We start from the raw sequence: 23,920 nt of genomic DNA on the forward strand, positions 1-23,920 counted from the left end.
CGCGGGTCAGGCGGAGCCCGGCTCGCCCTCCAGGGTGGAAGTATCGCCTTCGGGCAGACCGAGTTCGCGCGCCTTCAGGAGGCGGCGCATGATTTTGCCGCTGCGCGTCTTGGGCACGCTCGCGACAAAATCAATCTCCTTGGGAGCTACCGCCGCTCCCAGACGCTTTCGCGCGAAGCCGAGCAACTCGAGCCGCAACTCCTCGCCCGGGACAAACGGCGGCTTCAGCGAAACAAACGCCTTGACCGTTTCCCCGGCGATCGGATCGGGCTTGCCGATAACGCCGGCCTCGGCCACCGCGGGATGTTCCATCAGCGCGCTTTCGACCTCGAAGGGGCCGATCAAATGGCCGGATGACTTGATCACGTCGTCGGCGCGGCCGACGAACCAGAAGTAGCCGTCGGAATCACGTTTTGCCAGGTCGCCGGTGAGATACCAGCCGCCGACGAAGCATTTTCGATAGCGTTCTTCTTCGTTGAGGTAGCCGCGAAACATCGCGGGCCATCCCGGACGCAAAGCCAGCTCGCCCTCGATTCCGGCTTCGGTCAGTTCTTCGACGGTTCCGTCCTTGCGGCGGCGGACGATCGAGGCGTCGATACCCGGCAGCGGGCGGCCCATCGAACCGGGACGAATATCCATGGCCAAATAATTGGCTATCATGATGCCGCCGGTTTCCGTCTGCCACCAGTTGTCGTGGATCGGCAGGCCGAATGCCGTCTGTCCCCACACGACCGCCTCCGGGTTGAGCGGTTCGCCGACACTCGCGACAAAACGCAGCCGCCCGAGGTCGTACTTGCGCACCACGTCGACGCCAACCTTCATCATCATGCGCACCGCGGTTGGCGCGGTGTACCAAATGCTGACTCGCTGATTCTGGAGAATTGCGTACCAGCGCTCGGCATCGAATTCGGCTTCATCGACTATGCTGGTGATGCCGTGGGTGAGCGGAGCGATGATGCCGTAAGAGGTTCCGGTTACCCAGCCAGGGTCGGCCGTACACCAGAAGATGTCCTCAGGATGAAGGTCGAGGGCGTATTTCGCGGTCATGTGGTGAGCGACAACCGCCTCGTGCACGTGCATCGCTCCCTTGGGCTTTCCGGTCGTTCCACTTGTGAAATGGAGTAGGGCCAGATCCGCGGGGCCGGTACGGCAGACGTCGAAATGATCGTCGGCTTCATTCATCAGCCGCTCGAAGTCGAGCGTGCCGGGGATTGCGCGAATTTCCTCCGGCGTCCCAAGCAAGAGCACGTGGCGCAAACCGGGGAGCGATGACCGCAGCTCCGCGACCTTTCGCTTATAAAACGCTGCCGTGGTTACCAACACCCGTCCGTCGCCGATGCCGATTCTCTGACGGATCGGCTCGGGGCCAAACGCCGAGAACAACGGGCAAAAGACTCCACCCGCCTTGAGGGTGCCGAGCGCGCCGATGTAGAGCTCGGGAATACGGCCCGCCAGCAGGAACACGCGCTCCCCCTTCTCCAAGCCGAGCCGGGCCAGCACGTTGGCGAAGCGGTTGGTGAACCGGGCCAGGTCCGCGTAGCTGAAGTCGCGCACTTCCCCGCGTTTGCCCAGCCAGCGCAGCGCCAGATGATCGCGCTGCGGCCCGGCACAATGCCGGTCGACCGCCTCGTGGGCGATATTCAACCCGCCGCCGGGAAGTCCGTCGAGCGCGGCGCGGGCGGTCCGCCACGAGAACGCCGTCCGCGTCCGCTCGTAGTCGACCAGATTCGGTACGATCGCCCAGCCTTGCCGCGGCTTCTCAATGGTCTTCCAGGTCACGCGTGGCCTCGTAGAGCTGCACCCGGGCTCAGCTCTGCGGGTGACGGAACAACACCCGGCGCATCACCGGGAAGAGATCGCGTTCCTCGCCGGCGATGAGGTCGTCGAGGGTGGTGGCATAGACGCACAGATTTCGCGCCTCGGCTGCGATATCCTGGTCCCGCCCCTTTTCAAAAGAGTGCGTGGCGATGATGTCATGCAGGGCGATCATCTGTTCGTGTTTTTTGCGTGCGCGATCGACCAGCTGATGCGGAAAGTCCTTGAGCGACTCGGCCCACGGCAACACCGCGCTCTCCTCCTTGCTAAGGTGTCTGGCAATAACGGAATCGATTCGCGCCCATATCTTGGCGGCCCTCTGACGCAATTCGAGATCGCTCGGGTCAAGGCAGAGCCGAGCCGCGATCGAGGCCGCTTCCAGGATCGGCAGCCTTAGCCGCGCATCCTCCTCAGCCAGATTGGCCAAGGTGGTCCTCATTTGAGACTCTCTGCTCGCTGCTTGCGGTAATTGTTTGGTGTCCATTGTTTTGGCCCCGTCGAGTGCTTCGCTGACTTGGCTTGCACGGCCTGTGCCACGCATCCGCACGTTTGTCTTCATTGCGGAAGCCGAAACGGTACCCAACGTTAGTCCGTCATGGCACGCTTTCGGTGCTCGATTCGCAATGTTTGAAGACTGACTCCAGAGGCAACAGCGATGTTTCCTTTCCGCCCAGCCAAGGAAGGAGCCTCGGGTTGCCGACGCGGCGAGTCTGCCGCCCAGTTATGGCACGACTGATGCTGTCAGACCTTGCTCGAGGTACTGCCATGAAGAACAACGAAACATTACTCCGGGCTTTGCAGGAAAGCATGAGGAAGCTGACTGACAGCGCCATCCATGGTGCCGTGAACGTTGCGCAACTCCGGGAGAAGGCGGAACAGTCCCGGCGTGATATCGAGGCCAGCTTGAGACAGCAGTCGGCCGCGATCCGTGAACACGAACGGGTTTGTGCGGAAGCGAAAGCGCTGCACGATCATGTGGACGAATTGGTGCGCCTGCGAACGGACCCGTTTCTCGTCTCGACCCTTCAGGACGAGCTCAAGGATCTGAACCGCCAGGAGACTGAAACCAAGCAGGAGGCCGAGACGCAGAAAGCACGCGTCCGCGCGATGAGCGGGGCTCTGGACGCGGTCAAGGCTGAACTCGAAACCGGCGAGGCCAACCACAGAAAGATGACCGACCAGGCGATGAAACTGCGGGAGCATCTGGAAAAGGTGGAGCACGCCTGATTTCGGTTCGAGCGACGCTCTGCCGGAAATGCGCTAGTCTTGGTGCCGTGACGGATCTCGGTCGTGAGCGCGCTTCGCCCTGCAGCGCCGCCGAACGAGCAAACCGGAGGTAGCGATGAAGCCACTCCCGCATCTATACGAGGTCAGCCTGAAAGACGGCCCCGGCGGCTATGCGACTCTCTCCGCTGGAGGGCCGCCCGAGTTGCGCATGGCGCCGCCGGTCGAGTTCGACGGCCCCGGGGATGCGTGGAGTCCGGAACAGCTCCTGGTCGCGTCCGTCGAAAGTTGTTTTCTGTTTACTCTTCGTGCGGTGGCGGCAGAAGCGAGGCTTGAATACGCGTCGATTCATATCACCGGCGAGGGACTCCTCCAGCGCAAGGAGGGCGTCATTCGGATCACCGAGATAGTGCTGAGACCGGTCCTGGGTTTGCCCGCCGGCTCCGATCCCGCAGAGGCCACGAAGGTGCTGGAGAGGAGTGCGAAGCTGTGCTTCCTTTCGGCTTCGCTCGCCGCTCAGGTCCGGCTGGAGCCGCGTATCCTGGTTTCCGAATCCTGACCGGGTTCGGAATAAAGCGATTAATGAAACCCGTCTTACTCCGAGCGCCCGGCCGCCGCGCATGCGGACTTTATCGTTGCTGCTGCGATCGCGCCGCCTCCATCCACAGTTTCTTGAGGTCCTTGGGAAGCTGGCTGAAAATATCCCATGCTTCCCCCTCCTGTCCGGTCGGACTCTGAAAGAGGACCTGCAGGGCATGAAAGACGGCTTTCACCGCGTGCGACGCCTCCACCTCCTGGATCTCGGCTCGCTCGGCAACTTCGCGGATAAAATCCGCCTTGTGGATGCGCCTGACGGCCCTCTGCGGGGACTCGGAGACAAGCCAGATCTCCTTGAGACCCGTCGGCATCTGGGCGCCCGCGTCCACGGCCTCCTTGGGCGTGAGCCGATCGCGGAGCTCGTGAAAAATCGCCTCTACGATCTTTCTCGCCTGTTGCTTGTCAATGGCCAATTGCTCGGCGACGGAATGTATGAATTTTTCTTCTTGCATGGTCGTATCCATCCGTTGCACCTGAGGAGAGCATTAACCATGCCGTCTGCGAGCCAGACCCACGTGTCGCTTTCCTCCGCACAAGTCTGCACCGCTTGACGTGAACCAACGCGGCACATTTCCTTGCTGGCGCCATCCGATACACCGCATGACTAATCAGGACCGAGGCTTCATGTCACAAGCTCGTCGCGGCGACTCGAAACGGCGCCGTCCGATCTTTTGCCATACCGTGGAGTAACGGACGCCGCATATCTCCAATGTCATGCAGGAAGCTCTTCAAAACCCAGTGTCCGGCCCCGATCTGCCGGGAACCGTTAGTCGGGTTCGCGGTTCAGTGGTCGACGTCGAGTTCCCGTCGCAGCGATTGCCGCCCATTTACCATGCGCTCGTCGTCGAATCCGACGGTGATGCTCAAGCTGTGCAACTTGTGATCGAAGTGCAGGAGCATCTCGACCGCAAAACGGTACGCGGAGTGGCTATGCAGACCACCGCAGGGCTGCGCCGCGGAGCGGTGGTCCGGCAGACCGGCAGCCCGATTGTGGTTCCCGTGGGCGAAATGGTGCTAGGCCGGCTGATCAACGTGGTCGGATCGCCGATCGATAACCTCGGCCCCTTCGACTCCGCAATCAAACGCTGGCCGATTCACAGGAGCTCGCCGTCCATAAGCCGCCAGGAACACCAGCGCGAGGTCTTCCGCACCGGTATCAAGGTTGCCGACCTTCTCGCCCCGCTTGCGCGGGGCGGTAAGGCCGGGATGTTCGGCGGCGCAGGCGTCGGAAAGACCGTGCTCATCATGGAGCTGATCCGCAGCACGGTCGAAAAGTATTCTGGTATCTCGGTCTTCGCGGGAATCGGCGAGCGCTCGCGCGAGGGTCACGAACTTCTGACTGAACTGAGCGAATCCGGAGTGCTGAGCCGCACCGCGCTCATCTTCGGCCAGATGAACGAGCCTCCGGGCGCGCGCTGGCGCGTGGGTATGACGGCTTTGACCGTGGCCGAATATTTCCGCGACGTGATGGGCCGCGACGTGTTGCTGCTGATGGATAACGTGTTCCGTTTCGTCCAGGCCGGGGCGGAAGTGTCCGGGATGCTCGGGCGCCTGCCTTCGAAGGTCGGCTATCAACCTACCCTGGCAACCGAGATCGCGGAGCTGGAGGAGCGAATCGCGTCCATCGCGGGCGCCTCGGTGACGGCGATCCAGGCGGTTTACGTGCCGGCCGACGACTTTACCGATCCCGCCGTGGTCGAAACTTTCCGCCACCTCGACTCTTCGGTCGTGCTGTCGCGCGATATGGCTGCGCAGGGGCTCTACCCCGCGATCGATCCTCTGGCTTCGACCTCGATACTGCTCGATCCGCGAGTCGTGGGCGCGAAGCATTACTCGGTCGCCGAGGCCGTGCGGCAAACGATCGCACGCTACAGGGAGCTGCAGGAAATCATCTCGCTGCTCGGCGTCGAAGAATTGAGCGCCGAGGACCGCCGGACCGTGGCCCGCGCGCGGAGGCTCGAGCGCTTTCTCACGCAGCCGTTCCTGGTCACCCAGCAATTCACGGGAGTACCGGGAAAATCGGTCGCGGTCGAAGATACAATCGCGGGCTGCAGCGCGATATTGTCGGGCGAAGGCGACGAATGGGCAGAAAGCTCGTTCTACATGGTCGGCACGTTCGAGGACGCGCGCGAAAAAGAGCTCGCCATGCGCAAGGAGCAGGCCTAGGCGGATGCCGATGAAGCTCGTGATCACCACGCCCACCGAGGTCGCGGTCAACCAGGAGCGGGTGCGCTACGTTCGCGCCGAAGATTCCAGCGGCGCGTTCGGAATCGAGCCTCGCCACGCGGATCTGCTGACGACGCTTGCGATTTGCGTGGTCAGGTGGCGCGACGAGCGCAACGCCGAGAAATATGTAGCGGTTCGCGGCGGCGTGCTGCGCGTCCGCGAGGGTCAGCTTGTCGAAATCGCGACCCGCGAGGCGGTCGTCAACGAAGATCTCGCGCTGCTGCGCAATCAGGTTCTTTCGGCGATGATCAAGAACGTCGAGCAAGAGCAATCCGCGAGAGCTGGAGCGCTGCGGCTGGAGCACGCCGCGATTCGCCAGATCTATCACTATCTGCGGCCCGCGGACCAGCCCGTCAAGGCGAAGACTCGGGAATAGGCGACGAGGCCGCTCATCGTGACTCGCAAGGAACCCGGCGAGGAGGAATCTCGGCGCGAAGAAGATGAACTCGAGGAGGCGGTCGAACGCGCGCACCGCAGACGCGAGCATTGGTTGCGCGCCGGCGAATGGCCGCTTGGACGTTCGCTGGCGATGATGGGCCGCTTCGGTTGGACCATGGTCACGCCAATTCTGCTCGGCGCCTTCGCCGGGCGGTGGCTTGACCGGACTTTCAACAGCGGCGTTTTCTGGAGCGCAACCCTGGTCTTCTCCGGCGCCGCTTTCGGCTTCTGGGCGATGTGGAAAAGGATGAACAGCGAATGACCGACCCGGCTATCCTGCGAGTTCTGCTCTACGGCGTGCTCGGCGCTCTCGTGGGCATCGCCTTCTTTTCCGCGCTCGACTGGAACGTGCTGCTTTATGTCGCGGGGGGCGCCGACTGGAAGGCTCCGCTGGTCCATGTAACGCGCCTGCTCATGGCCGCCGCGATCTTCACGCTCGCTGCGCGCCAGGGCGCATTGCCTCTGCTCTCGACCTTGGCCGGCTTTCAGGTGATCCGCATCGTTGCGGTCAACAGACATCGAACCGCCATGGGAAAAAATCCATGATCGAATCCCCACTACGCACGGCCGTTCTCTTCCATCTCGGCTTCGTACCCATCAGCAGCACGGTTATAACGACCTGGGGATTGATGGCCGTGCTGACGGTTGGTTGCTGGATCGCGACCCGCGCGCTGCAGGTCGTGGCGAAGGGCCCGCAGGCTGTCATCGAAACCGCCGTTCTCGAAATTGAAGAGCAGATAGCGTCAACTCTCGATCGCGATGCGGGCCCCTTCCTGCCCTTGCTCGGGACCCTCTTCATCTTTCTCGTGGTCGCTAACCTGTGCGGCGTTTTGCCCGGCGTCAGACCGCCGACGGCCTCGCTCGAGACTCCCGCGGCGCTCGCCACGATCGTCTTTCTGTCGGTGCATTTTTACGGGATTCGGTTTCAGGGTTTCGTACCCTATCTGAAGGGTTATCTGAGACCGAACCCGATTATGCTTCCGTTCAATATCCTGTCCGAAATTACGCGCTCATTCTCTTTGGCGATGCGCCTGTTCGGCAACCTGATGAGCGAGGAGCTGGTGGTCGCCATCATCCTGGCGCTGGCGGGTTTGCTGGTGCCGATTCCGTTCATGGCGTTCGGGATCCTGGTCGGGCTGGTGCAGGCATACATCTTCACGGTCCTGGCCGCCGTGTATATCGGCGGCGGTATCGGCACTATTGCGAAGTGACGGAGGTCTCGGGATGACGGTACAGATGCTGAGCATAATCGGAGCGGTGGTCGCAGTGGCGGTCGGTTCGATCAGTCCGGCGCTCGCCGAGGGACGCGCGATCGCGGCCGCTATGGAAGGGATCGCGCGCCAGCCCGAAGCCGCGGGCTCGCTCGCGCGCACATTGTTCGTCGGCCTCGCGATGATCGAGACGATGGCGATCTACTGCCTGGTAGTCGCCCTGCTGCTGCTGTTTGCCAACCCGTTTGCCGCGCGATGAATTTCAGTTGGTGGACATTCACGCTGCAGGCGGCGAACTTCCTTGTCCTCGTGTGGCTGCTGCAGCACTTTCTGTTCAAGCCCATCAAGGCGATCGTCGCTCGGCGCAAGGAGGAAATCGCGCGCGCGCTGACCGATGCTGCGGCGCAAAAGCAGGATGCCGAACGGCTGAAGCAGGAACTCGAGGCCAAGCAGGCCCAGCTTGACGCCGAGCGTCAGAAAATCATCGAGGAGGAGCGCGCACAGGTCGCAGCCGAGCGCCAAAAGATAATCGAGCAGGCCCGCAAGGAGGCGGAGACAATCCGGGAGCAGACGCTCAAACGGCTTGACGAGGAACGTGTCGCAGCCGGCGACGAACTTTTCGAACGAACGGTCACGCTCGCAACCAACCTTGCCGAGCGTTTCTTGCGCGAACTGGCCATGCCCTCGATGGAACAGCCGTTTCTCGCGCGGGTGACCGACTATCTCGATAAGTTGCCCGGGCAAGAACGTGCGCGGCTCGTTCTGAATCCGGGCGCAGGCTCCCTCTCGGTAACCACGGCGCACGTGCTGGAGCCCCAGGAGCAGGCCCGATGGAGTGAGCAACTGGCCAAGCGGCTCGGCGGAAACTCTGACGTCACGTTCAGCGCCGACCCGGCGCTTATCGCCGGCGCCGTTATCACGCTCCCGCACGCGGTCCTGCGCTTCAACTGGCGCGATAGTCTGGCGGCGGCGCTGCACGAACTCCACGGCGATGAACATTCTCGCTGAGTCAATCGGCGCCCGCCTGCAGAAGGCCGCCGACGCGATAGGCGCGCTCAGGGTTGAGCCTCGGCTCGACCTGATTGGGCGGGTCGGGCGGATCGGCGACGACGTCGCGAGCGTTCGCGGCCTGCCCGACGCGCGGCTGGGTGAATTGCTGCTCTTCGAGCGCTCGGACGGAGGAGCGCCGGTTGCGGGCATCGTTCTCACCCTCGACCCGGAGCTGATTGGATGCGCGATGCTGGGCGCGGGCGGCGTGGAGGCCGGCAACCTCGTGCGCGGAACCGGCACGGTCGCAAGCGTGCCGATCGGCGAGAAGCTTCTTGGCCGCATCGTCAACGCGCTCGGCGCGCCGCTCGACGACGGCGCGGCGATCGAGGCGGCCTCGGTGCAGCCGGTTGAGCGGCCGGCTCCCGCGATCGTGGATCGCGACCTCGTCAACAGCCCGCTCAACACCGGGCTCCTGGTGGTGGACGCGATGCTGCCGCTTGGCCGCGGACAGCGTGAGCTGATCATCGGCGATCGCGAAACGGGCAAGACCGCGGTGGCCATCGAAACGATGATCAACCAACGCGACAGTGAGGTCGTTTGCGTTTACTGCGCGGTCGGGCAGAAAACGTCGTCGGTCAACCAGGTAATCGACGCGGTTCGGAGCTACGGCGCTCCCGAGCGTTGCATCTTCGTGTTCGCCGCCGCCGACGATCCGCCCGGCGTCCAGTGGCTCGCACCATACGCGGCCTGCACGATGGCCGAGTATTTTTCCGAAAAAGGCGGCGATGCGCTGCTGATCATCGACGATCTCAGCAAGCACGCCGTGATCTATCGCCAGCTGTCGCTGCTGCTGCGCAATCCGCCCGCGCGCGAGGCCTATCCTGGGGACATCTTCTATATCCACTCCCGGCTGCTCGAGCGCGCGGCGAAATTGAGCCGCGCGCGGGGGGGAGGATCGCTCACCGCCCTGCCCATCGCGGAAACCCAGGAAGGCAATCTCTCCGCCTACATACCGACCAACCTGATCTCCATCAGCGACGGACAAATCGTTCTCGACGCGCGTTTGTTCCATGAGGGACAAAAGCCCGCGGTGAATGTCGGCCGAAGCGTCTCTCGCGTGGGCGGCAAGACACAGTCGGAAGCGATGCGCCAGCTCGCCGAGAAGCTCCGGCTCGAATACGCGCAATTCCTCGAACTCGAAATTTTCACCCGGTTCGGAGGCATGGTGGACGAACGCACGCGCAATATAGTCGAGCACGGCCGCAGGATTCGAACTATCCTGACCCAGCCACAATACGCTCCGCTCTCCCTCGCGCACCAGGTAGCCTTGCTACTGGCGATTGAAGAAAAGCTCATAGACCGGCTTCCCGCAGACCGGATGGCTGAACTGCGAACCAAGATCGGCGAATGGCTGGGGACGCAGGGACGCGAACTGGGCGGTCGAATAAACGCCACCGGCGACCTCGACAGCCGCGGACGCTCGGCGCTCGTGGCGGCCATCACGGAGCTGGTCGAACAAACCGCCTGACGCCGGGGCGGCTTTTGCCGGCGCTGACAAGACGATGGCCCAGGAAAGGGAACTTGCGACGCGGATCGCGTCGCTGGACGAATTGCTCAACGTGGTCTCGGCGATCCGCGCGATCGCGGCCTCGCAGATGCAACAGGCGCTGCGCTCGCTCGAACCAATCCGCCATTATTCGGAAACGATCCGGGCGGCATTGTCGGATGCCGCAACGATGCTGCCCGCGGACGGTACCGTTACGCCGGCGCCGGCGCCGGCCAAGTCGGGCTTGATCGTGTTTTGCGCCGAGCACGGTCTCTGCGGTGGCTTCAATGAACAACCCCTTAACGCCGCGGTCCGAACCCTGGCCGATCGGGCAGGCCGGATGGTGCTGATCGTGGTAGGATCGCGGGGGGCGCAGATAGGCCGCGAGCGCGGTTTGAACCCGGATATAGTACTCCCGATGGCTACTCACTGCGCGGGAGTTACGGCGGCGGCCGGTCGGGTCGCGATAGAACTTTATCGCATGTTCAGCGACGGCCGGATCGCGGGAGTCGAGGTCATTTACGCGCGCTTTGCAGATAGTCAGCTATCGCGGCTCGAGCAGCATCGGCTTTTGCCGCTCGAAATGCCGGTTCTCGAAGAGCCCGCCCCGGCAACGCCGCCTCTGATCAATCTGCGCCCGCGCCGGCTCTTCGACGACATCGTGGGCGAATATTTCTTCGCGGCGCTGGAGAACGCGGCGATGCAATCCTTCTTCAGCGAAAACTCGGCGCGCTTCCGGACCATGGAGGCCGCCCATCAGAACATCGGAAACAAGTCCAAGGAACTTACCAGCCTCGCGCGCCGCCTGCGGCAGGAAACTATAACGACGGAGATCCTGGATCTGATAAGCGGCGCCGAAGCCCTCTCCTCCGGATGAATATCGCCGTTGCTTGAACTGCATGGCGTGATGCGGCGCTTCAGTGCACCGTGACGGTTACGCTCGAGCTGGTTCGCCCGTACTCGTTGGTCGAGCGCAGGATGAACGTCGTCGTCGCCCCCGGCGTGACGCTGACGCTCGTGCCCCGCACCGGCCCGACCAGCGGCGAGATAATGTCGTAGCTCGCGCCGCTGACGCTCCAGTTAAGGTTTACCGACTGGCCGGCAGCGATCGAGCGGCGATTTGCCGTGAAGCTGCCGATCATCGGAGGCGGACCGCTGGGCACGTCAGAGCTGGTGTAAACCGGGTCCATCAGCACCACTTCAAAATTCGACGCGGCGATCGTCTTAAGGTTGCCCAGGTCGTCGTTGTTCCATCGAGGGTCCGGCGCGCCGCTGATATAAATGGCGCTGCCGTTGTCGGCGAGGATCATCCCGTATTTCTTGAGCGCCGTGAGGATCACCTGGTTGGCCGACGAAAATCCCGAGATATCGAAATCGGCCTTGAGCCGCAGCCGCATGCCCATCGGCGGCGCGTCGGAGTTCGTATTCGAGGAGGCCCAGTGCGAAGCGGGCGGCGTGAACGCCTGGCGCGTCACCGGCACGGTGAACCGCAGCGCATGATTGATCGCGCCGGCGGCGACCTCGTCGTATCTTGCCAGACCCGGAAAGATCGGCAATCCCGCGGCGTCGGCCGAAGTCCAGGTATAGGGCCGCTGCTCGTCGGCGGCCATGTCCCAGACGGCGGCCGAGTCGGCGCTCCAGTCGGGCGCCGTCAGCCGATGGCTGTTATAGAGTTCGTATAGCCAGCATCCGTGCCGGTCGAGCACCAGCACGTGACGATCGCCGCTGCCGGGCGCGGGAGAGCCTTCGATCAGTGCGTTGTACGGAATCGGCAACGGCTGGTGATCGCTTTCGCTGGCGTAGGCGCCCAGCCGTATCCCCACTTTCGGCTGCTTGCCGCCCACAACCTGGTACGGAATGCCGATCGATTGTCCACCGTAGAGACCGGAGCCGAAGTCCGGATGCAGCGTCACGCCAGCGCCGATGAAATTGATGATGTTGTCCGAGTTCGGGTCCAGCTTGGCGCTGGAAATATCCGTGTTCCACAAATTATCCGGCGGGAAAGGAACGAACCCGTTGAGGCTCGCAAGTTTCCCGAGACTCATCCCGCTGCAGGTGCCTTGCGCAAGCGCCGGCGCGTTCGATAGCGGCAGCAATACCATCGCTACGAAGAGAGCGAGCGTCACGGCGGAATTTTCAGCCGAAGCCCGGGTCCTCGTTGCCAAACCCGGGCCGGACGAAAAACGAAGCGTAATCATGCGTCCCCCCCTTACAGTACAGGCTGTTTTGCGCCCGCCCGCAACGGGGCCGCCCGCCCGGCACGCCGCCGGCCGGCAGTCCGACGACATTGCGAGGGCGGCGCGCGTGGCCTGATCCGTTTGCGAACGGCCGCCGCTGTTTCCTATGCTCGATGGTGGCGCGGAGCCCAATGCCTGCAACATAGACAGAACAAACGGCCCAGCCGTCAGCTATCGAGTGCAAAAAAACGCGCGCCCGAGCGTCCGCTCGGGCGTCCGGGCCTGCCTTGCACTCCGTGAGGGAGAGAGAATTCGTGAGCAGCGACTCTTCGAAGACCGTGATAGTTTCCAGCGCGCGTGCGCGACTGATACGCGTGGGCGGGATCGTGAGCCTTGCGCTGGCGCTGGTCGCCGGATGCGCGGCCTTCGCGCGTGCGGCGGATCCTCGCGACACCACCCGCGCGGACATCGACCAGTGGCTCGCGAAATATCGCGACGCCAAGCCCGATTTCAAACCCGGCGACGTCCTGACGGCCAAGGATCTCGATCGGATTCGCCCGTTCATGATGCCGGGTTATGTCGAGCAGTATAATTTTCCGGAAATGCGCATGGAGATCATCGCGACCCGCAATCACACGCCGCGCAGGGACTACATGGATTGCACCGAGAAGTACCAGGCGCAGGTCAAGATGAATGCCGACGGCTCGATCGACAACTATTTCTGCGGACAACCCTTCGCCAACGCATCGCTTAGCGCCTCCGATCCGCTCTCGGGCTACAAGGCAGCGTGGAATTTCGAGGCTCGATGGTGGAACTACGGACCAATCATCATCAGCGTGCTCTTTCTCTACGACCGCTTCGGCGGCAGCCATCAGGGCCAGGCGCCCAACGTGATCGAGACGCCGCCGGCGGGATGGATCAGCGGGGTTGACTACAAGAGCAAGCTGCCGAGCGAAGCGTCGAAGTTCTTCGGCGGCGGCGGCACGTTCGTCAAAACCGCGAACATCCTGTACGAGCGGGTTTACTTCAGCCATCTCGCGCCGCGCGCCGACGCCGGCGGGCTGCTGCCCCTGCCCGAAGCCAAGGACATCTATTACAAGGAGTTCTCCGGCTTCTTCTCGCCCTTCGACCTGCGCGGCCAGGTTTTTATCACTTACCGCTATAACGATCCCCATCGCTCCGACGACGCCTGGGCCTACGATCCGCAGTCGCGGCGCGTGCGCCGCGTCTCGGTTGAGGTCAAGGAAGATTCGCTCGGCGGCAGCGATCAGACCAACGAGGATTTCTACACTTTCTCCGACCGCATCGCGCAGTGGAATTTCAAGTTCCTCGGATGGAAGGACATGCTGGTTGTGATGGACGGCAAGAACGACTACGGGCATTATTACGGCCCCAACGGCAATCTGCCCGACGACGTCTGGTCGATCCGCCGGATGGCGGTGGTCGAGCGCATCTCCAAAAAGCCCGACCATCCGTATAGCGGCGTGGTCATGTTCTGGGACGCCGAAAACTGGCATCCGTGGATGGCCGGAACGTTCAACCGTCAGCACAAGCTGTGGAAGACGATCGTCTATTCATCCCGGTGGACTGAAGATTACAAAGAATGGGCGGAGATCAATCACGGCGTGGATTCGACTCAGCTGGAAGGCATCACGGCGACCGACTACATCAATCAGCGCGCGACGATATTTGCCGATTTCGGAACCGGCTATCCGGCGGTCAATCTCGAGCAGGTGGGCAAAATCTTCGACATCAGCAAACTGGAGGAGTTCCATCGCTGAAATTTCGACGGCGCACGGCGAATGAAACGATCCGCGGCGAACGATTTTCCACAGCTGGGTATTTTTGCGCGACGATAAATCACATCAGAATATGCCCTAGCTTAGGCTTTATTTTGCACGTTCTATTTTAACTGGTCAGACTGCTTCTGAAGTTAGGGGCCGCAAACACGTATCTTTTCTGGTCAACGCATGAAATTTTGCTTCCGTCGCCACGCGCAAGATTGATAAGCTGATTTTGGTGAACGCGAAACTCAGGCGTCCGCAACAATCGGTTGTCGTGACTTTGAACAAGAAGAAGTCTACAAAAACTGTCAGCCTCATCCGGCCGGGTCAATTTTCGACTCTTTCGTGGCTGTCGAATTTACGCACAGCTAAAGAGGCTGTGCGAACCGCGGGCACTCTCTTTTCGGTCAAAGCCGCAACGCCAGTAGGAATGCTGCCGGAAGAGCCGCTGGCGTCAGAGGTGCAGGGATTGCTCAATAGCGTCACGAATGTGATCGAATGCGCGACCGGCGGTCACGGGCGATGCGCCAACAGCGCCTGCGTATGTCGCTGTCACAAGTCGCGAACGCGCTCACGCGCGAAGCGTCGCATGAGCGTCTGAACCTGCCGGAAGTTTCCTTCGTCCGAATACCCAACCGAAGCAAGGTTCCGCGAAGGGACGCAAGCTGGCGCGGCAGCGGGCCTATTCACGGCCGATCAGTGCGAGCACCAGCGGCGTAACGGCCATTTCGGAGAGCGTAACGTCCTCGCTCACTTCATCGACGATCCGTTGCATGGCGGCGCCGGAGCCGCCCTCAAGAGCCAGAATCAGCGGCACATTGCTGTCAGACATATCCGCGCTTCCATGCCATGAGTAGTGCGTCGTGGCAGCGAAGTAGTATCTGTCCTGGATCGGAATCGCAGAACTGGCTTTGGCGAGAAGCACTATATCGCCGGCGCGGCCGCCATACGGACCTTCTCCGAGCCATCTCATGCGCTCATCGAGATCTGTGAGGTCCGGCCGGGGATGTCTTCGCAGATAGCGGTAGATCGGAACCAGCGTGCGGCCGTCGAAAATCTTGAAGGCCTCCGCCTCCTCGTCCGCTTCGGCAGGTTCGCGGGCAAAAATAAGATCGATAGTGCCCTTGCCTTGCGGGATCGGCTGCCCGGCCTGATTCTCCTTGTAGAAGGCGCGCACTGCCCTCATCACGTCCGCGTGAAAGCGCGGCGGCCTCGTCCAGTCGCACTTGTGCCCGGCGGCCGCGCAGGTCGAGCGGTCGGCGAGATAGACGTACGCCATGAAGCCTTGCGAGGCGATCACGGCCTGATAGTCCTCTTCGCTCTTACTCACCGTGAGCGACGCCTTGCGGACTCGAAACCCGGCCGCCTTGAGGGTGGCAAAAGGCGAGCCCGGATCGTCCGGGCCCAGCCGATTCCTGGTCTCATTCAAGGTCGGCGTATGACCGTGGTCGGCGACAAAAATTACGAAGGTGTTGGGGAGCGCTCCGCGTTTGTCGTAGGCGTCGAGCACCTCGCCCACCGCGGGGTCGGTGGAATTCTCGATGTAATTGACCTGAGCATGTAGAGGATCGGGCGAGGCGTGCGTGAAAATATCAATCCCTGGGAAATAAACGATCTGCAGCCGCGGCAGTCCATGCTCGTCAATAGCTTGCAGAAGCTTGCTCGTCGAGTCCAGGTCGAGCGTCTTGCTGATAGCCTCGAGCGCGGTCTCTCCGGCGAGCTTGCCCTCGACCAGGTTGCCGACGAAGCCGGCGAAAGTCGCGGGCGGCACGGTCGTGAACAGCGTCGAGCCCCGATAGACCATCAGCATCGAAACATAAGAGCGGCGCTTCAGCCGCTCGTACAATGTCGGTGCCTTGAGTTGCGAGCCGATTAGATCGTCGTTGAGCATCGCCGAGAAGTCGGCCGTCTGGGTAACGGTGATCGGCACGGGCGCATAGAAGCGTTGATGCGCGCGGTCGAACCATTCGTCGCCGGGCCATCCATTTTGCGCAGGCGGCTTGCCGGTGAATACCGCCGACCAGTCGGCGACCGTGCTCGATGGCAGCACGCTCAAGACGCCCGGCGCCGAATATCCATGCTCGAACAACCCGTTGCCCTGCTCCTTGCCCAGGAGCGCCGCAATGCGTTGCGCTTTGCCCGATCGAATGGCTTCCATCAATTGCGGATAGCCGGCTCCGTCCAGGCAGAAAACGATCACCCGCGGGCCTTCGTTCGGCGGGGCCTTGGCCTTGGTCACGACCGCAACACGAACCGGCTGCTCGCCGCCGGTGGAAACGGTTTTGGCCACGAACGCGCAATCCTGAACAACGAATAGCGCGATCCCGGCAGCGAGGCTCAGGAGAATGGGTGGTAGGCGCCGTTGGCGAACAGATTCTCTCACATGAGTATCACACATTTCTCTCGTCGCCCGATCAACGATCTTCATATCGGCCCAGGTTTTGGTTCCGGTCGCCGCCCTCGCCATGGAGCCGCCTCATGCCACGAGCCGCTATCGTGCGGACCAGCCTCGCTAATGCTAAAGTGGCGCCTGATGAGGGGGGAGCTCAGCTCTCGCGCCGGCGGTCAGGCCGGCGCAGATGTGCGAGACGAGCTCAGATCAACTGCGTGTCGCATCGCGCGACGTTGAAGCGAGCCGCACTGACGGCCGGAGCCTTCGCGCTCGCCGTCGTCGCCAGTGGATGCTGGATGGCGGCAATTCAACTCGCCCCGGTGGCTATCCAGGCGGCCGAGGCGGTCGGCAGCGGCGTCGCCAATCTGGCCGTGGGCGGCATCGTGGCCTCGCATCAATCGCATCAGGACAAGGACATGCCTCCGCCCGACAGCGACGTCTGCGACGAACTGTCGCAGGAGGTGCCGATGCTGGTCGAATTGAAAACCGACAAGACCGGCGTCACCCGCTATCGCGAGTTGAGCCTGGTCGGCACTGACCTCGACCCGGCATGGGCGGCGATGCCGAACCAGGACACGAAGGACGGCGGATGGAAGCTCGCGAGCAACTTCACCAAGATGAACTTTCAGCCTCCGCTGCAGAGCGAGCTTACCGCAGACTCGACCGCCTTCGTGGCCTATGCGCCGGCGGACGCGCGCGACGTGACGGAACAGGATCAGCTGAATGCGCTGGAGATGGGCTTTGGGTCTGCGGGCGGAACTTTCACCTGGAACGAACGGCCCTTCCGTTACGCGGTGGTGCACAAGCTGCCATGCTTCCCGGCGCCGCCCGAACCCAAATCTTAGAGTCGGGGCAAAGTCCTGGCTTCCTGGTCGCGGAAATCACAACAGCTTCAGTTGTCCTGCGGCAACTATCTCGCGATAACGATCTCGGCACTCGCCGGCTCGACCGCGACTCGGTCGACCACGCGCACGCGCTGCGCCACTTGAATGACGTGGCGATCCGCTTCGGTAACGATCGACGCCACCTCGCCCTCGCAGCGCACCGTCTCGCCCGCAAATACCATCGCGCGCAGACGAAAGCTCATCCGCCGGATGAATGCCCGCGGCCCGAGCCAGTCGAGCAGCGCTTCGGCCAGTAGCGCGCCGAACATCTGCCCGTCAACGATCGGTCCGGCGATGTTGCGCGCGCGGGCGTACTCCGGTTCGTAGTGGAGGCGATGCCAGTCCCAGGTTGCGCCGCCGTAGGCCACCAGCCGCACCTGGGTCAGCGTGCGTTCGAGCGGCGGGACCGGCCCGCCGATCTCCAGCGCGGGCAGAGCCTCTGTCTGCTGACTCATCGCGAAACCTCAAGCGGCTGAAAAATAAGCGTCTCGCGGTTGCGCGCGAGAAGTTCCCCGCGTTGATTAGCGTAGGTCGCCGCGGAGATCACGATCAGCATCGACCCGCCTCGCGAGGAGCGATGCTCCGAAATATCCTCGAGCCGCCAGGTGACGGTGATCCGATCTTCCGGCAGCACTGAGCGGAAAAATTCGTAGTCGTGTCCGCCCCGGATCATACGGCAGCTCCTGATCGGCAAGTCCCAGGTGTGGCCCACATAGCCGTCGGAATCGGGCGGACGATGCGCGTACTGGCTGGTCTCGCACACGAAGGTCGGTGGAGCGACGATCGAAGGATAGCCCGCGGCGCGCGCGTAGGCCTCGTCAGTATAGAGCGGATTCTCGTCGCCGATCGCCAGCGCGAAATAGCGGATCGAGGCGCGGCCGATCTCCTCGGGCGCCGTATAACTGAACTCGCGCCCGATCCATCCTCGAAGCTCGTCTGTCAGCAGCGCGTCGATTAGAGAACGCTCCGTTAGGTACTAGGCTGCGGGAACTATCGCGAGCGCATCGACTTCGATCAGATATTCCGGGCGCAGCAGGGTTTCGCATACGCATCCGGTGGACACGGGAAACGGCGTCCGCAACATCCGCGAGCGCACGCCCGCCACCTCGCGATAGCGCTCGAGCGCGGCTGCGGTGACGTACTCGACGGTTTTGACCAGATGTTCGGGACCGCCGCCCGCCGCCGCGACCACTTGCAGGATGTTGTCATACACGTAGGCGGCCTGCGCAGCGACATCGCCCGGATGCATCGGGGTTGCGCTACGCGGATCGAGCGCCGTCTGCCCGGCGATGAAAAGCATTTCGCCTGCGCGCACAGCGGGGCTGTAGGTTAACTCCGCATAGCGCGTCCATCCGGGATTGACCGCCGCCGGCGGATGGCGCGACGCGATGAAATCGACCTGGAGCATCGCGTCCCGATAGCCGACGCGCTTCATTACGATTCCGGTCGCGGCGGGATAAACCGGCCCCAGGAATTGGCGGCGCACCGCGCCGGTCTTCCTGTAGTTCGGCAATGCGGCGGGCGTGAGATAATCAACCGTCTTCACCACGCGGTCCATTCCCAGACTCAGCGCGGATAGTATGCCCGCTGCGCGCCGGTAAATTGCGCGCGCCTGCCCGATGAGATCGCCCGGCGCGATGACCGCACCCGCATCGTCGAGCGGCAGAATGGACGAAAGATAGACCACCCCGCCGGCAGCTCGCGCGGCCGCCGCTGTCGGCGGCCATCCGCGCCCGGCGCTCGGCGGCGGCTCCGAGGGCTCCGCGTCGACTTCGATTTCGATGAGCGCTTGCGGCCGCAGCAGGCGGTTCACCACCACGATGCTGACCGCCGGGCGGTTGTCGCCCAACAATTCGCTGCGAACCGCGGCGGCCTCGGCATAGCGCTCGATCCCTTCCGGCGTGACGTACTCGACCAAGCGCACGACCTCGGCCAGGCTTCGGCCGCCGGCTTCGAGAATGGCGGCGATCTTTGCCCATGCGGTGCGCGCCTGCTCGCGCATCCCTCCGCGTACAACCATCTCGCGCGTATCGGCATCATACTCGGAAGCCGAGTGGCCCGAGAGCATCGTTCGCCCGCCGGCGCTAAGCCCGAGCGAGAACGTGTAGCGCGAATAGTCGTACCAGGGAAAATTACCCGGCCTGAGCGCGATTCGTTCCATCACGGTTTCCCCAAATACCATCTCCCTCTAAAACGGCGGGGGCAAGCCGAAGATTCTCCCGTTCGGGCTCAGGCGACAAGTGTCGGGCGTGCCGACCGTCGCCGAAGGATTCTCCGGCGTTCCCGTGGTCGTGAAGCTGGTGCTGCAGGAGGCGGCGCCATTCATCGCCGACAGCGTATAAGTCTGGCCGATCTGCAGCGGCGCGATGAACTGGTTGGGCGACCGCTGCGCAAGTACTGCGTTATTGATCGTCACCAGCGTGCCGGTGTTAACGCCAATCTGATAGTAGGCGTACTCGGACCCGGAGGACCATGGCGGTCCCGGGTCCGTGTTGGTACCGGCGGCCACCTGGCAGACCGGCGGCGGATTGGCTGTCGCGTGCGGGTATTCCGGGGTGCCGCCCACCGTCAGCGTCACCGGGTCGCCGGTGTTGAACGGCGGGGCGGGGCTGGGAGCTGGACTCGGCACCACGTAAGCGAGCGTGTTCTGGTTCGCCGGAGGATCCTGCGTAAAGTTGTGGTTCGCATCGTTGGGCGGATAGGGATTGCAGGATGACCGTCCGGGATCGTACGCCCCTTTCATCTTCACGCGATACGAAGTGCATCCTCCGGCCGGGCACGTATAGTAAGTCTCGCTCCCGTGCGGACATTCCGGCGGCAGCGGCGTTTGCGCATTGGCGCCGCAGCTTCCGAGCGGCGACGGCCCCAGCGCGTTCGGCGCCGATTGCACCATGTAGAAAAGCAGCATCCCGGATTTCTTGTCGTAGAAATACTTGTTGGGAACCGGCAGATGCGTATTCGAATCCAGCAGGTCGGCAACCGATGTTATCCCGTTATCGTCCAGTTGGGCCTTCGGACACATCCCGGCGACCGGCGCCTGGCCGTCCGGGCATGCGCCATCAACCACCGCGCCCTCGCTCGGGCAGGCCGTAGCGTTCGGCGGATGCTGGCTGTCGAGCTGATCGCAGGGAAGTTTGTTCCAGTATTTCTGCAGCTCGGGGTCCTTGGGAGAAACGTTCCCCGCGCCGAAAGACTTATAGCCGCGCACGATTTTGAAATCGTTCGACGGATGCGTCTGGTCTTTGTTGCTATAGCAAATACCCACTCGAACGTAGAAAGGATTGCCCGCCGAAATGCTGGGCATGTTGAGATCGGCGAGCGTCAGATCGATGGTTGATGGAATCCCCACCGTCGCGTTGTTGCCGCTTTTCTTGCCCGAGCTCGCGCCGATCGTGTAGCCGTAACCGTTCATTACCTTCGGCTCCCATACGCCGAGGAAATTCCGCCCGTGCAGCACCATGCTCCAGTGCTTGGGTTTGTCTTGCGGAAATAGCGCATCGTAGTCGGTCGAATCCTTGGTAAAAGTCATGTGCTGCCAGTTGCTGTGACACGTGCAGAGCGCCGCCTGCTGTTCCGGCGTGCATGCGGGAGGGTTGGGTCCTGCCTCCAGGTTGCAATCGCAGGGCGGCGTCTGGTTCGGAGCCGCCTCGCAGGTCTGTGGCGTCTCGGCCTCGAACTCGAGCGTGCCCAGGCTTCCGGGTTCGATCAGCGACGTCGGGCGCTGCTCGGCCAAGGTATCCTGCGCGCCCTGCGCCAGGCACTCATCCGCCGAGGTCTGCGTCAACTGCTCGTCGGCCGGCTGCGCGCGCACGGCGGTCGCGTTGAACGGCAGATTGTTGAGCGAGATTGCGTTATCGACCTTGACGTTGCCGCCATGAACAACTTCAAAACCCGTCAATGTACCGTCAAGATCGACGATCAGCGTGTTTTTGTCGCCGTCATTGAAGGGGCCCAGGTTAACCTTGTCAGTATAGATCTGATGGCGCAGATCGACGTGATCGAAGGTCAGGCCTTCGCTTGCCTGCGCGTTCGGATAGCTGCTCTGGTTCGACTGAAACCATCCGAGCGCGGCGTCGCCCTCGTAAACCCCGAGATGATTGGTGAATTCGTTGTTGCGGGTGAAATAGTCGAGCGCGGCGCGATCCTCGCCGGTGAGATACTTCCTGATATCGACGTTGAAGTTGACGAACGCGTCATTGAAGATCAGCGCCGGGCCGTCATAGATCATGAAGCCCGCGAAGTTCCAGTTCGGCGTGGGATAGCCGCGCGCCACTACGTCGTAGCCGGGATTGGGCAGCACCGGCTTGCCGTCGTTGAAGGTTATCGGCGTCACGTCGATGCATCCGGTGATGCGGCCCGTGTTGGGCAGTCCCATCGCCTGATCGGGATAAGGACAGGGGCCGAAACGATCGACGTTGTTCTGGCTGAGACCGACGACCACCGAATTTTCCAGCATCGCCCAGCTTCCCGGAGCCGCGCCGTCGAAGCCGCCCGCGCTCACCAGCGAAACGCTGTCGCGATTGGTGGCGAGCCGCGCATTCTTGACCACGAACCAGTCGGGCCGCAGCCACACGCCGCGGTCGCGATTGCGGGTCGCTGTGATGCGGTCAAACGTGCTGAACAGGGGCGGATCGTCAGCTGTCGCCGGTACGCCGCTGGAGGCGGGCTTGTGCGGGAAGAGCTGGTCGGAAAGCACGCCGTCCTCCCCCTCCGCATAGAGTCCCGAATAGCATGCGTGGGCGCGATTATTCTGGAACAAGCCCTCGGGCTGGAACTTGACGTCGACTTCCTTTTCCAGCGGATCCTTCGGATTGGAAATATTGATCTTCGGCGGAACATACCAGTATGCGCGCCCGGTGCCCTGGCATCCGCCGATCGAGTTGTTCGTAAGCACCGTAGTCGGATTGACAATCCAGAACCCGCTCGCCGGTTCGAAGTAAATCTGGCCCTCCGGGCAGTTCTTCCATCCCGGTTGCCCGCCCACGTTGGTCTCAATCTCCTTGGGATCCTGCAGCTTCAGCGTGCCGTCGCCCTGGGCAATGCCGCATCCGCCGCGCGTCGGATTCTGCTGGCCATCGGTATCGGGAATATTGAAGCCGTTGTAGTTGTAGCCCGCCTGCTTGACCAGGTTATCGCCGGTCCACCAGTAGTTTTCGACCAGCTTCTTCCTGAGTCCCGGCGTCGGCGCATTGATGTTGAAGTTGTTGCTCATCGCACCGAGGCCGAGGTTGCTGTCGAGCACGACGCCCGTCTCGTTCCCCCACTCCTCGTAGAAGATGTGGCCGACGATACGCGCGCACACGTTGTTCTTCAGCGTCACGTTGCTCGTCGAATGCACCACCAGGCACTTGTTGAAGCTGTGATGGATGCTGTTGGCGTTGACCAGCGCCGTCGCGTTGCTGAGCGCGCCGTCGCGGTGAAAATGAATCGGATAGCTGCCGAGCTGGTCCTTGCCGAATTTTTCGATCTCGACGCCCTGGACGCGGGTGGCGGCCTCGTCGAAACCGCTGTGGAACATGATGTCGCCGCCCCAATGCCGGCTGTTCGGATCGTCGGGGATCGCCGCCGTCAGCTTGATATTGCGCGTGATGAGTCCGACTTCGGCGCGCTCGTCGACGCCGTAGTTGCAGCCCGCGGTTTGCGCGCCGCCGGTGCAGGAGTTCGGCGCGGGTCCGCCGAAACCAAAGTGATAGTACTTAAGCGGCTGCACCAGCTTGATCATGTTCGGCGCCGGGAAAGAATCGATCTGCACGAACTCGGTCTCGAACGGATTGAAGCTGGTCGTCGCAACCACGATCCAGTCGCCCGCCTGCCAGCCCTTGCTGCTGACGTCGTCCGCCAGCTGGATCACCGTATCGCCGTTCGCCGCGACCGGGTTGCCGACGCCGGTGCCCGCGCCGTACCGCCCCGGCGGCCCCGCCGCCGCGCCAAGGTAGCTCCAGCTTACCTGGCTTGGCGGAACGCCTTTGAGCCCGTACAGGCCGAGCGCGCCGCCGGACATCACCTCGATGCCCTTGGAGAATTTCGCGCACTTCTGCGGCGACGGGCACGGGCGCTCGCCCGTGAAGGTGATCGTGATGCGATTGCCGAGGCTCGAGGTGCCGACCGGCATGGCGGCCGTGCCGATCTGCAGGCTGCCCGAGACGATTATCTCTTTGACCTTGAGCGCGCGCGTCTGGTCGGGGATATCAAGCTCGCCGCCGCTTTTTATCGTGATCTTGCCGAAATCGCAGTCTTGCTGCAGGCAGACGTGGCTGTTGATTTCGATGTCCGCGCGATCGACGGGACAGCTGATAAGAGGTGTGCTGCCGCAAACCTGCGACGCCGCCGGACTCGGCCTCGCCGCAAGACCACCGAGCACCACCGCTATCACAACGATCCATCGCCGGATCCCTGCTCCTTCCATTTCTTTCCCCCTCGACTACTAAAGACTGTGCTTCTCGGATCATGCCCCGGCACGATGCGTCGGGCCGTGGACGCGAAGCCCTGGTTGAACTGCGGGCTTGCGACTTGAATGTGGAGCCCTGGTACCGCAGGGACCGGCGCGGGCGAGCCGGCTCGATATTACTTAGGCTTCGAATACTTCTTCCCAACCGCCCTCGTCTCGCTAGCCGGCGGAGCACCGCTCTTGTCCCG

The 23,920-nt window shown here is 62.6% G+C and carries 22 protein-coding genes; 13 read left to right on the top strand and 9 right to left on the bottom strand.

What is annotated here, in order from left to right:
* Positions 1 to 6 precede the first annotated feature (6 nt).
* Both acsA and VMI09_03190 read right to left on the bottom strand, forming a co-directional pair.
* Complete coding sequence (gene acsA, locus VMI09_03185; protein ID HTQ23672.1) at positions 7 to 1,779, bottom strand: acetate--CoA ligase; 1,773 nt, start codon at positions 1,777 to 1,779, stop codon at positions 7 to 9.
* 28 nt (positions 1,780 to 1,807) lie between these two features.
* Positions 1,808 to 2,374, bottom strand: coding sequence for a hemerythrin domain-containing protein (locus tag VMI09_03190; protein ID HTQ23673.1), 567 nt, complete (start codon positions 2,372 to 2,374; stop codon positions 1,808 to 1,810).
* A gap of 206 nt (positions 2,375 to 2,580) precedes the next feature.
* On the opposite strand from VMI09_03190, the gene VMI09_03195 reads away from it, so the two are divergent.
* Both VMI09_03195 and VMI09_03200 read left to right on the top strand, forming a co-directional pair.
* A complete protein-coding gene (locus VMI09_03195) occupies positions 2,581 to 3,042 on the top strand; it encodes a hypothetical protein (protein HTQ23674.1) in 462 nt (153 codons plus the stop codon).
* Between the two features lie 115 nt (positions 3,043 to 3,157).
* Positions 3,158 to 3,598, top strand: coding sequence for an OsmC family protein (locus VMI09_03200; GenBank protein HTQ23675.1), 441 nt, complete (start codon positions 3,158 to 3,160; stop codon positions 3,596 to 3,598).
* A 70-nt stretch (positions 3,599 to 3,668) separates the two neighbouring features.
* On the opposite strand, the gene VMI09_03205 is transcribed toward VMI09_03200, so the two are convergent.
* Complete coding sequence (locus tag VMI09_03205; GenBank protein ID HTQ23676.1) at positions 3,669 to 4,100, bottom strand: DUF2267 domain-containing protein; 432 nt, start codon at positions 4,098 to 4,100, stop codon at positions 3,669 to 3,671.
* A 250-nt stretch (positions 4,101 to 4,350) separates the two neighbouring features.
* On the opposite strand from VMI09_03205, the gene atpD reads away from it, so the two are divergent.
* The 9 genes from atpD to VMI09_03250 are packed head-to-tail and all read left to right on the top strand — an operon-like array spanning position 4,351 to position 10,924.
* Positions 4,351 to 5,802: a F0F1 ATP synthase subunit beta gene (gene atpD, locus VMI09_03210; protein ID HTQ23677.1), complete on the top strand. Its 1,452-nt coding sequence runs from the start codon at positions 4,351 to 4,353 to the stop codon at positions 5,800 to 5,802.
* 10 nt (positions 5,803 to 5,812) lie between these two features.
* Positions 5,813 to 6,238 carry a F0F1 ATP synthase subunit epsilon gene (locus tag VMI09_03215; GenBank protein HTQ23678.1) on the top strand — a complete coding sequence of 142 codons (426 nt, stop codon included), beginning with the start codon at positions 5,813 to 5,815 and terminating at the stop codon, positions 6,236 to 6,238.
* Between the two features lie 18 nt (positions 6,239 to 6,256).
* Positions 6,257 to 6,562, top strand: a complete 306-nt coding sequence (locus VMI09_03220) for an AtpZ/AtpI family protein (GenBank protein ID HTQ23679.1) — start codon at positions 6,257 to 6,259, stop codon at positions 6,560 to 6,562.
* Positions 6,559 to 6,846 (top strand): ATP synthase subunit I, encoded by a 288-nt coding sequence (locus tag VMI09_03225; GenBank protein ID HTQ23680.1) that lies wholly within the window; start codon positions 6,559 to 6,561, stop codon positions 6,844 to 6,846. The genes VMI09_03220 and VMI09_03225 overlap by 4 nt, the downstream gene beginning before the upstream one ends.
* Positions 6,843 to 7,511 carry a F0F1 ATP synthase subunit A gene (locus VMI09_03230; protein ID HTQ23681.1) on the top strand — a complete coding sequence of 223 codons (669 nt, stop codon included), beginning with the start codon at positions 6,843 to 6,845 and terminating at the stop codon, positions 7,509 to 7,511. The genes VMI09_03225 and VMI09_03230 overlap by 4 nt, the downstream gene beginning before the upstream one ends.
* A gap of 13 nt (positions 7,512 to 7,524) precedes the next feature.
* Positions 7,525 to 7,770 (top strand): F0F1 ATP synthase subunit C, encoded by a 246-nt coding sequence (locus VMI09_03235; protein ID HTQ23682.1) that lies wholly within the window; start codon positions 7,525 to 7,527, stop codon positions 7,768 to 7,770.
* The gene (locus VMI09_03240) at positions 7,767 to 8,519 is read left to right on the top strand and encodes a F0F1 ATP synthase subunit delta (protein ID HTQ23683.1); all 753 of its coding nucleotides are present in this window, start codon (positions 7,767 to 7,769) and stop codon (positions 8,517 to 8,519) included. Before VMI09_03235 ends, VMI09_03240 begins: the two co-directional genes overlap by 4 nt.
* The gene (locus VMI09_03245; GenBank protein ID HTQ23684.1) at positions 8,503 to 10,029 is read left to right on the top strand and encodes a F0F1 ATP synthase subunit alpha; all 1,527 of its coding nucleotides are present in this window, start codon (positions 8,503 to 8,505) and stop codon (positions 10,027 to 10,029) included. The genes VMI09_03240 and VMI09_03245 overlap by 17 nt, the downstream gene beginning before the upstream one ends.
* A gap of 34 nt (positions 10,030 to 10,063) precedes the next feature.
* Positions 10,064 to 10,924, top strand: a complete 861-nt coding sequence (locus VMI09_03250; GenBank protein HTQ23685.1) for a FoF1 ATP synthase subunit gamma — start codon at positions 10,064 to 10,066, stop codon at positions 10,922 to 10,924.
* 40 nt (positions 10,925 to 10,964) lie between these two features.
* Here VMI09_03250 and VMI09_03255 read toward each other — a convergent pair whose 3' ends face one another.
* Positions 10,965 to 12,173 (bottom strand): hypothetical protein, encoded by a 1,209-nt coding sequence (locus VMI09_03255; GenBank protein ID HTQ23686.1) that lies wholly within the window; start codon positions 12,171 to 12,173, stop codon positions 10,965 to 10,967.
* A 365-nt stretch (positions 12,174 to 12,538) separates the two neighbouring features.
* Between VMI09_03255 and VMI09_03260 the strand changes: the two genes are divergently transcribed.
* Positions 12,539 to 14,005 carry a DUF1329 domain-containing protein gene (locus VMI09_03260; protein HTQ23687.1) on the top strand — a complete coding sequence of 489 codons (1,467 nt, stop codon included), beginning with the start codon at positions 12,539 to 12,541 and terminating at the stop codon, positions 14,003 to 14,005.
* A gap of 685 nt (positions 14,006 to 14,690) precedes the next feature.
* Here the strand turns inward: VMI09_03260 and VMI09_03265 are convergent.
* A complete protein-coding gene (locus VMI09_03265; protein HTQ23688.1) occupies positions 14,691 to 16,298 on the bottom strand; it encodes an alkaline phosphatase family protein in 1,608 nt (535 codons plus the stop codon).
* Between the two features lie 335 nt (positions 16,299 to 16,633).
* Between VMI09_03265 and VMI09_03270 the strand changes: the two genes are divergently transcribed.
* Entirely contained in the window at positions 16,634 to 17,245 is a 612-nt protein-coding gene (locus VMI09_03270; protein HTQ23689.1) for a hypothetical protein, read from the top strand.
* A 65-nt stretch (positions 17,246 to 17,310) separates the two neighbouring features.
* Here VMI09_03270 and VMI09_03275 read toward each other — a convergent pair whose 3' ends face one another.
* From VMI09_03275 to VMI09_03290, 4 genes are read right to left on the bottom strand one after another with little or no spacing between them, the layout of a single operon-like run.
* Positions 17,311 to 17,739, bottom strand: a complete 429-nt coding sequence (locus VMI09_03275) for a MaoC/PaaZ C-terminal domain-containing protein (GenBank protein ID HTQ23690.1) — start codon at positions 17,737 to 17,739, stop codon at positions 17,311 to 17,313.
* Positions 17,736 to 18,239: a MaoC family dehydratase N-terminal domain-containing protein gene (locus VMI09_03280; protein ID HTQ23691.1), complete on the bottom strand. Its 504-nt coding sequence runs from the start codon at positions 18,237 to 18,239 to the stop codon at positions 17,736 to 17,738. The genes VMI09_03275 and VMI09_03280 overlap by 4 nt, the downstream gene beginning before the upstream one ends.
* A gap of 21 nt (positions 18,240 to 18,260) precedes the next feature.
* Entirely contained in the window at positions 18,261 to 19,445 is a 1,185-nt protein-coding gene (locus VMI09_03285; protein HTQ23692.1) for a RidA family protein, read from the bottom strand.
* A gap of 27 nt (positions 19,446 to 19,472) precedes the next feature.
* On the bottom strand, positions 19,473 to 23,690 hold the full coding sequence (locus tag VMI09_03290) for a G8 domain-containing protein (GenBank protein HTQ23693.1): 4,218 nt from the start codon (positions 23,688 to 23,690) through the stop codon (positions 19,473 to 19,475).
* Positions 23,691 to 23,920 lie beyond the last annotated feature (230 nt).

The organism is Candidatus Binataceae bacterium (genome assembly GCA_035500095.1).
In the GTDB taxonomy this organism is placed as follows: domain Bacteria; phylum Desulfobacterota; class Binatia; order Binatales; family Binataceae; genus JAKAVN01.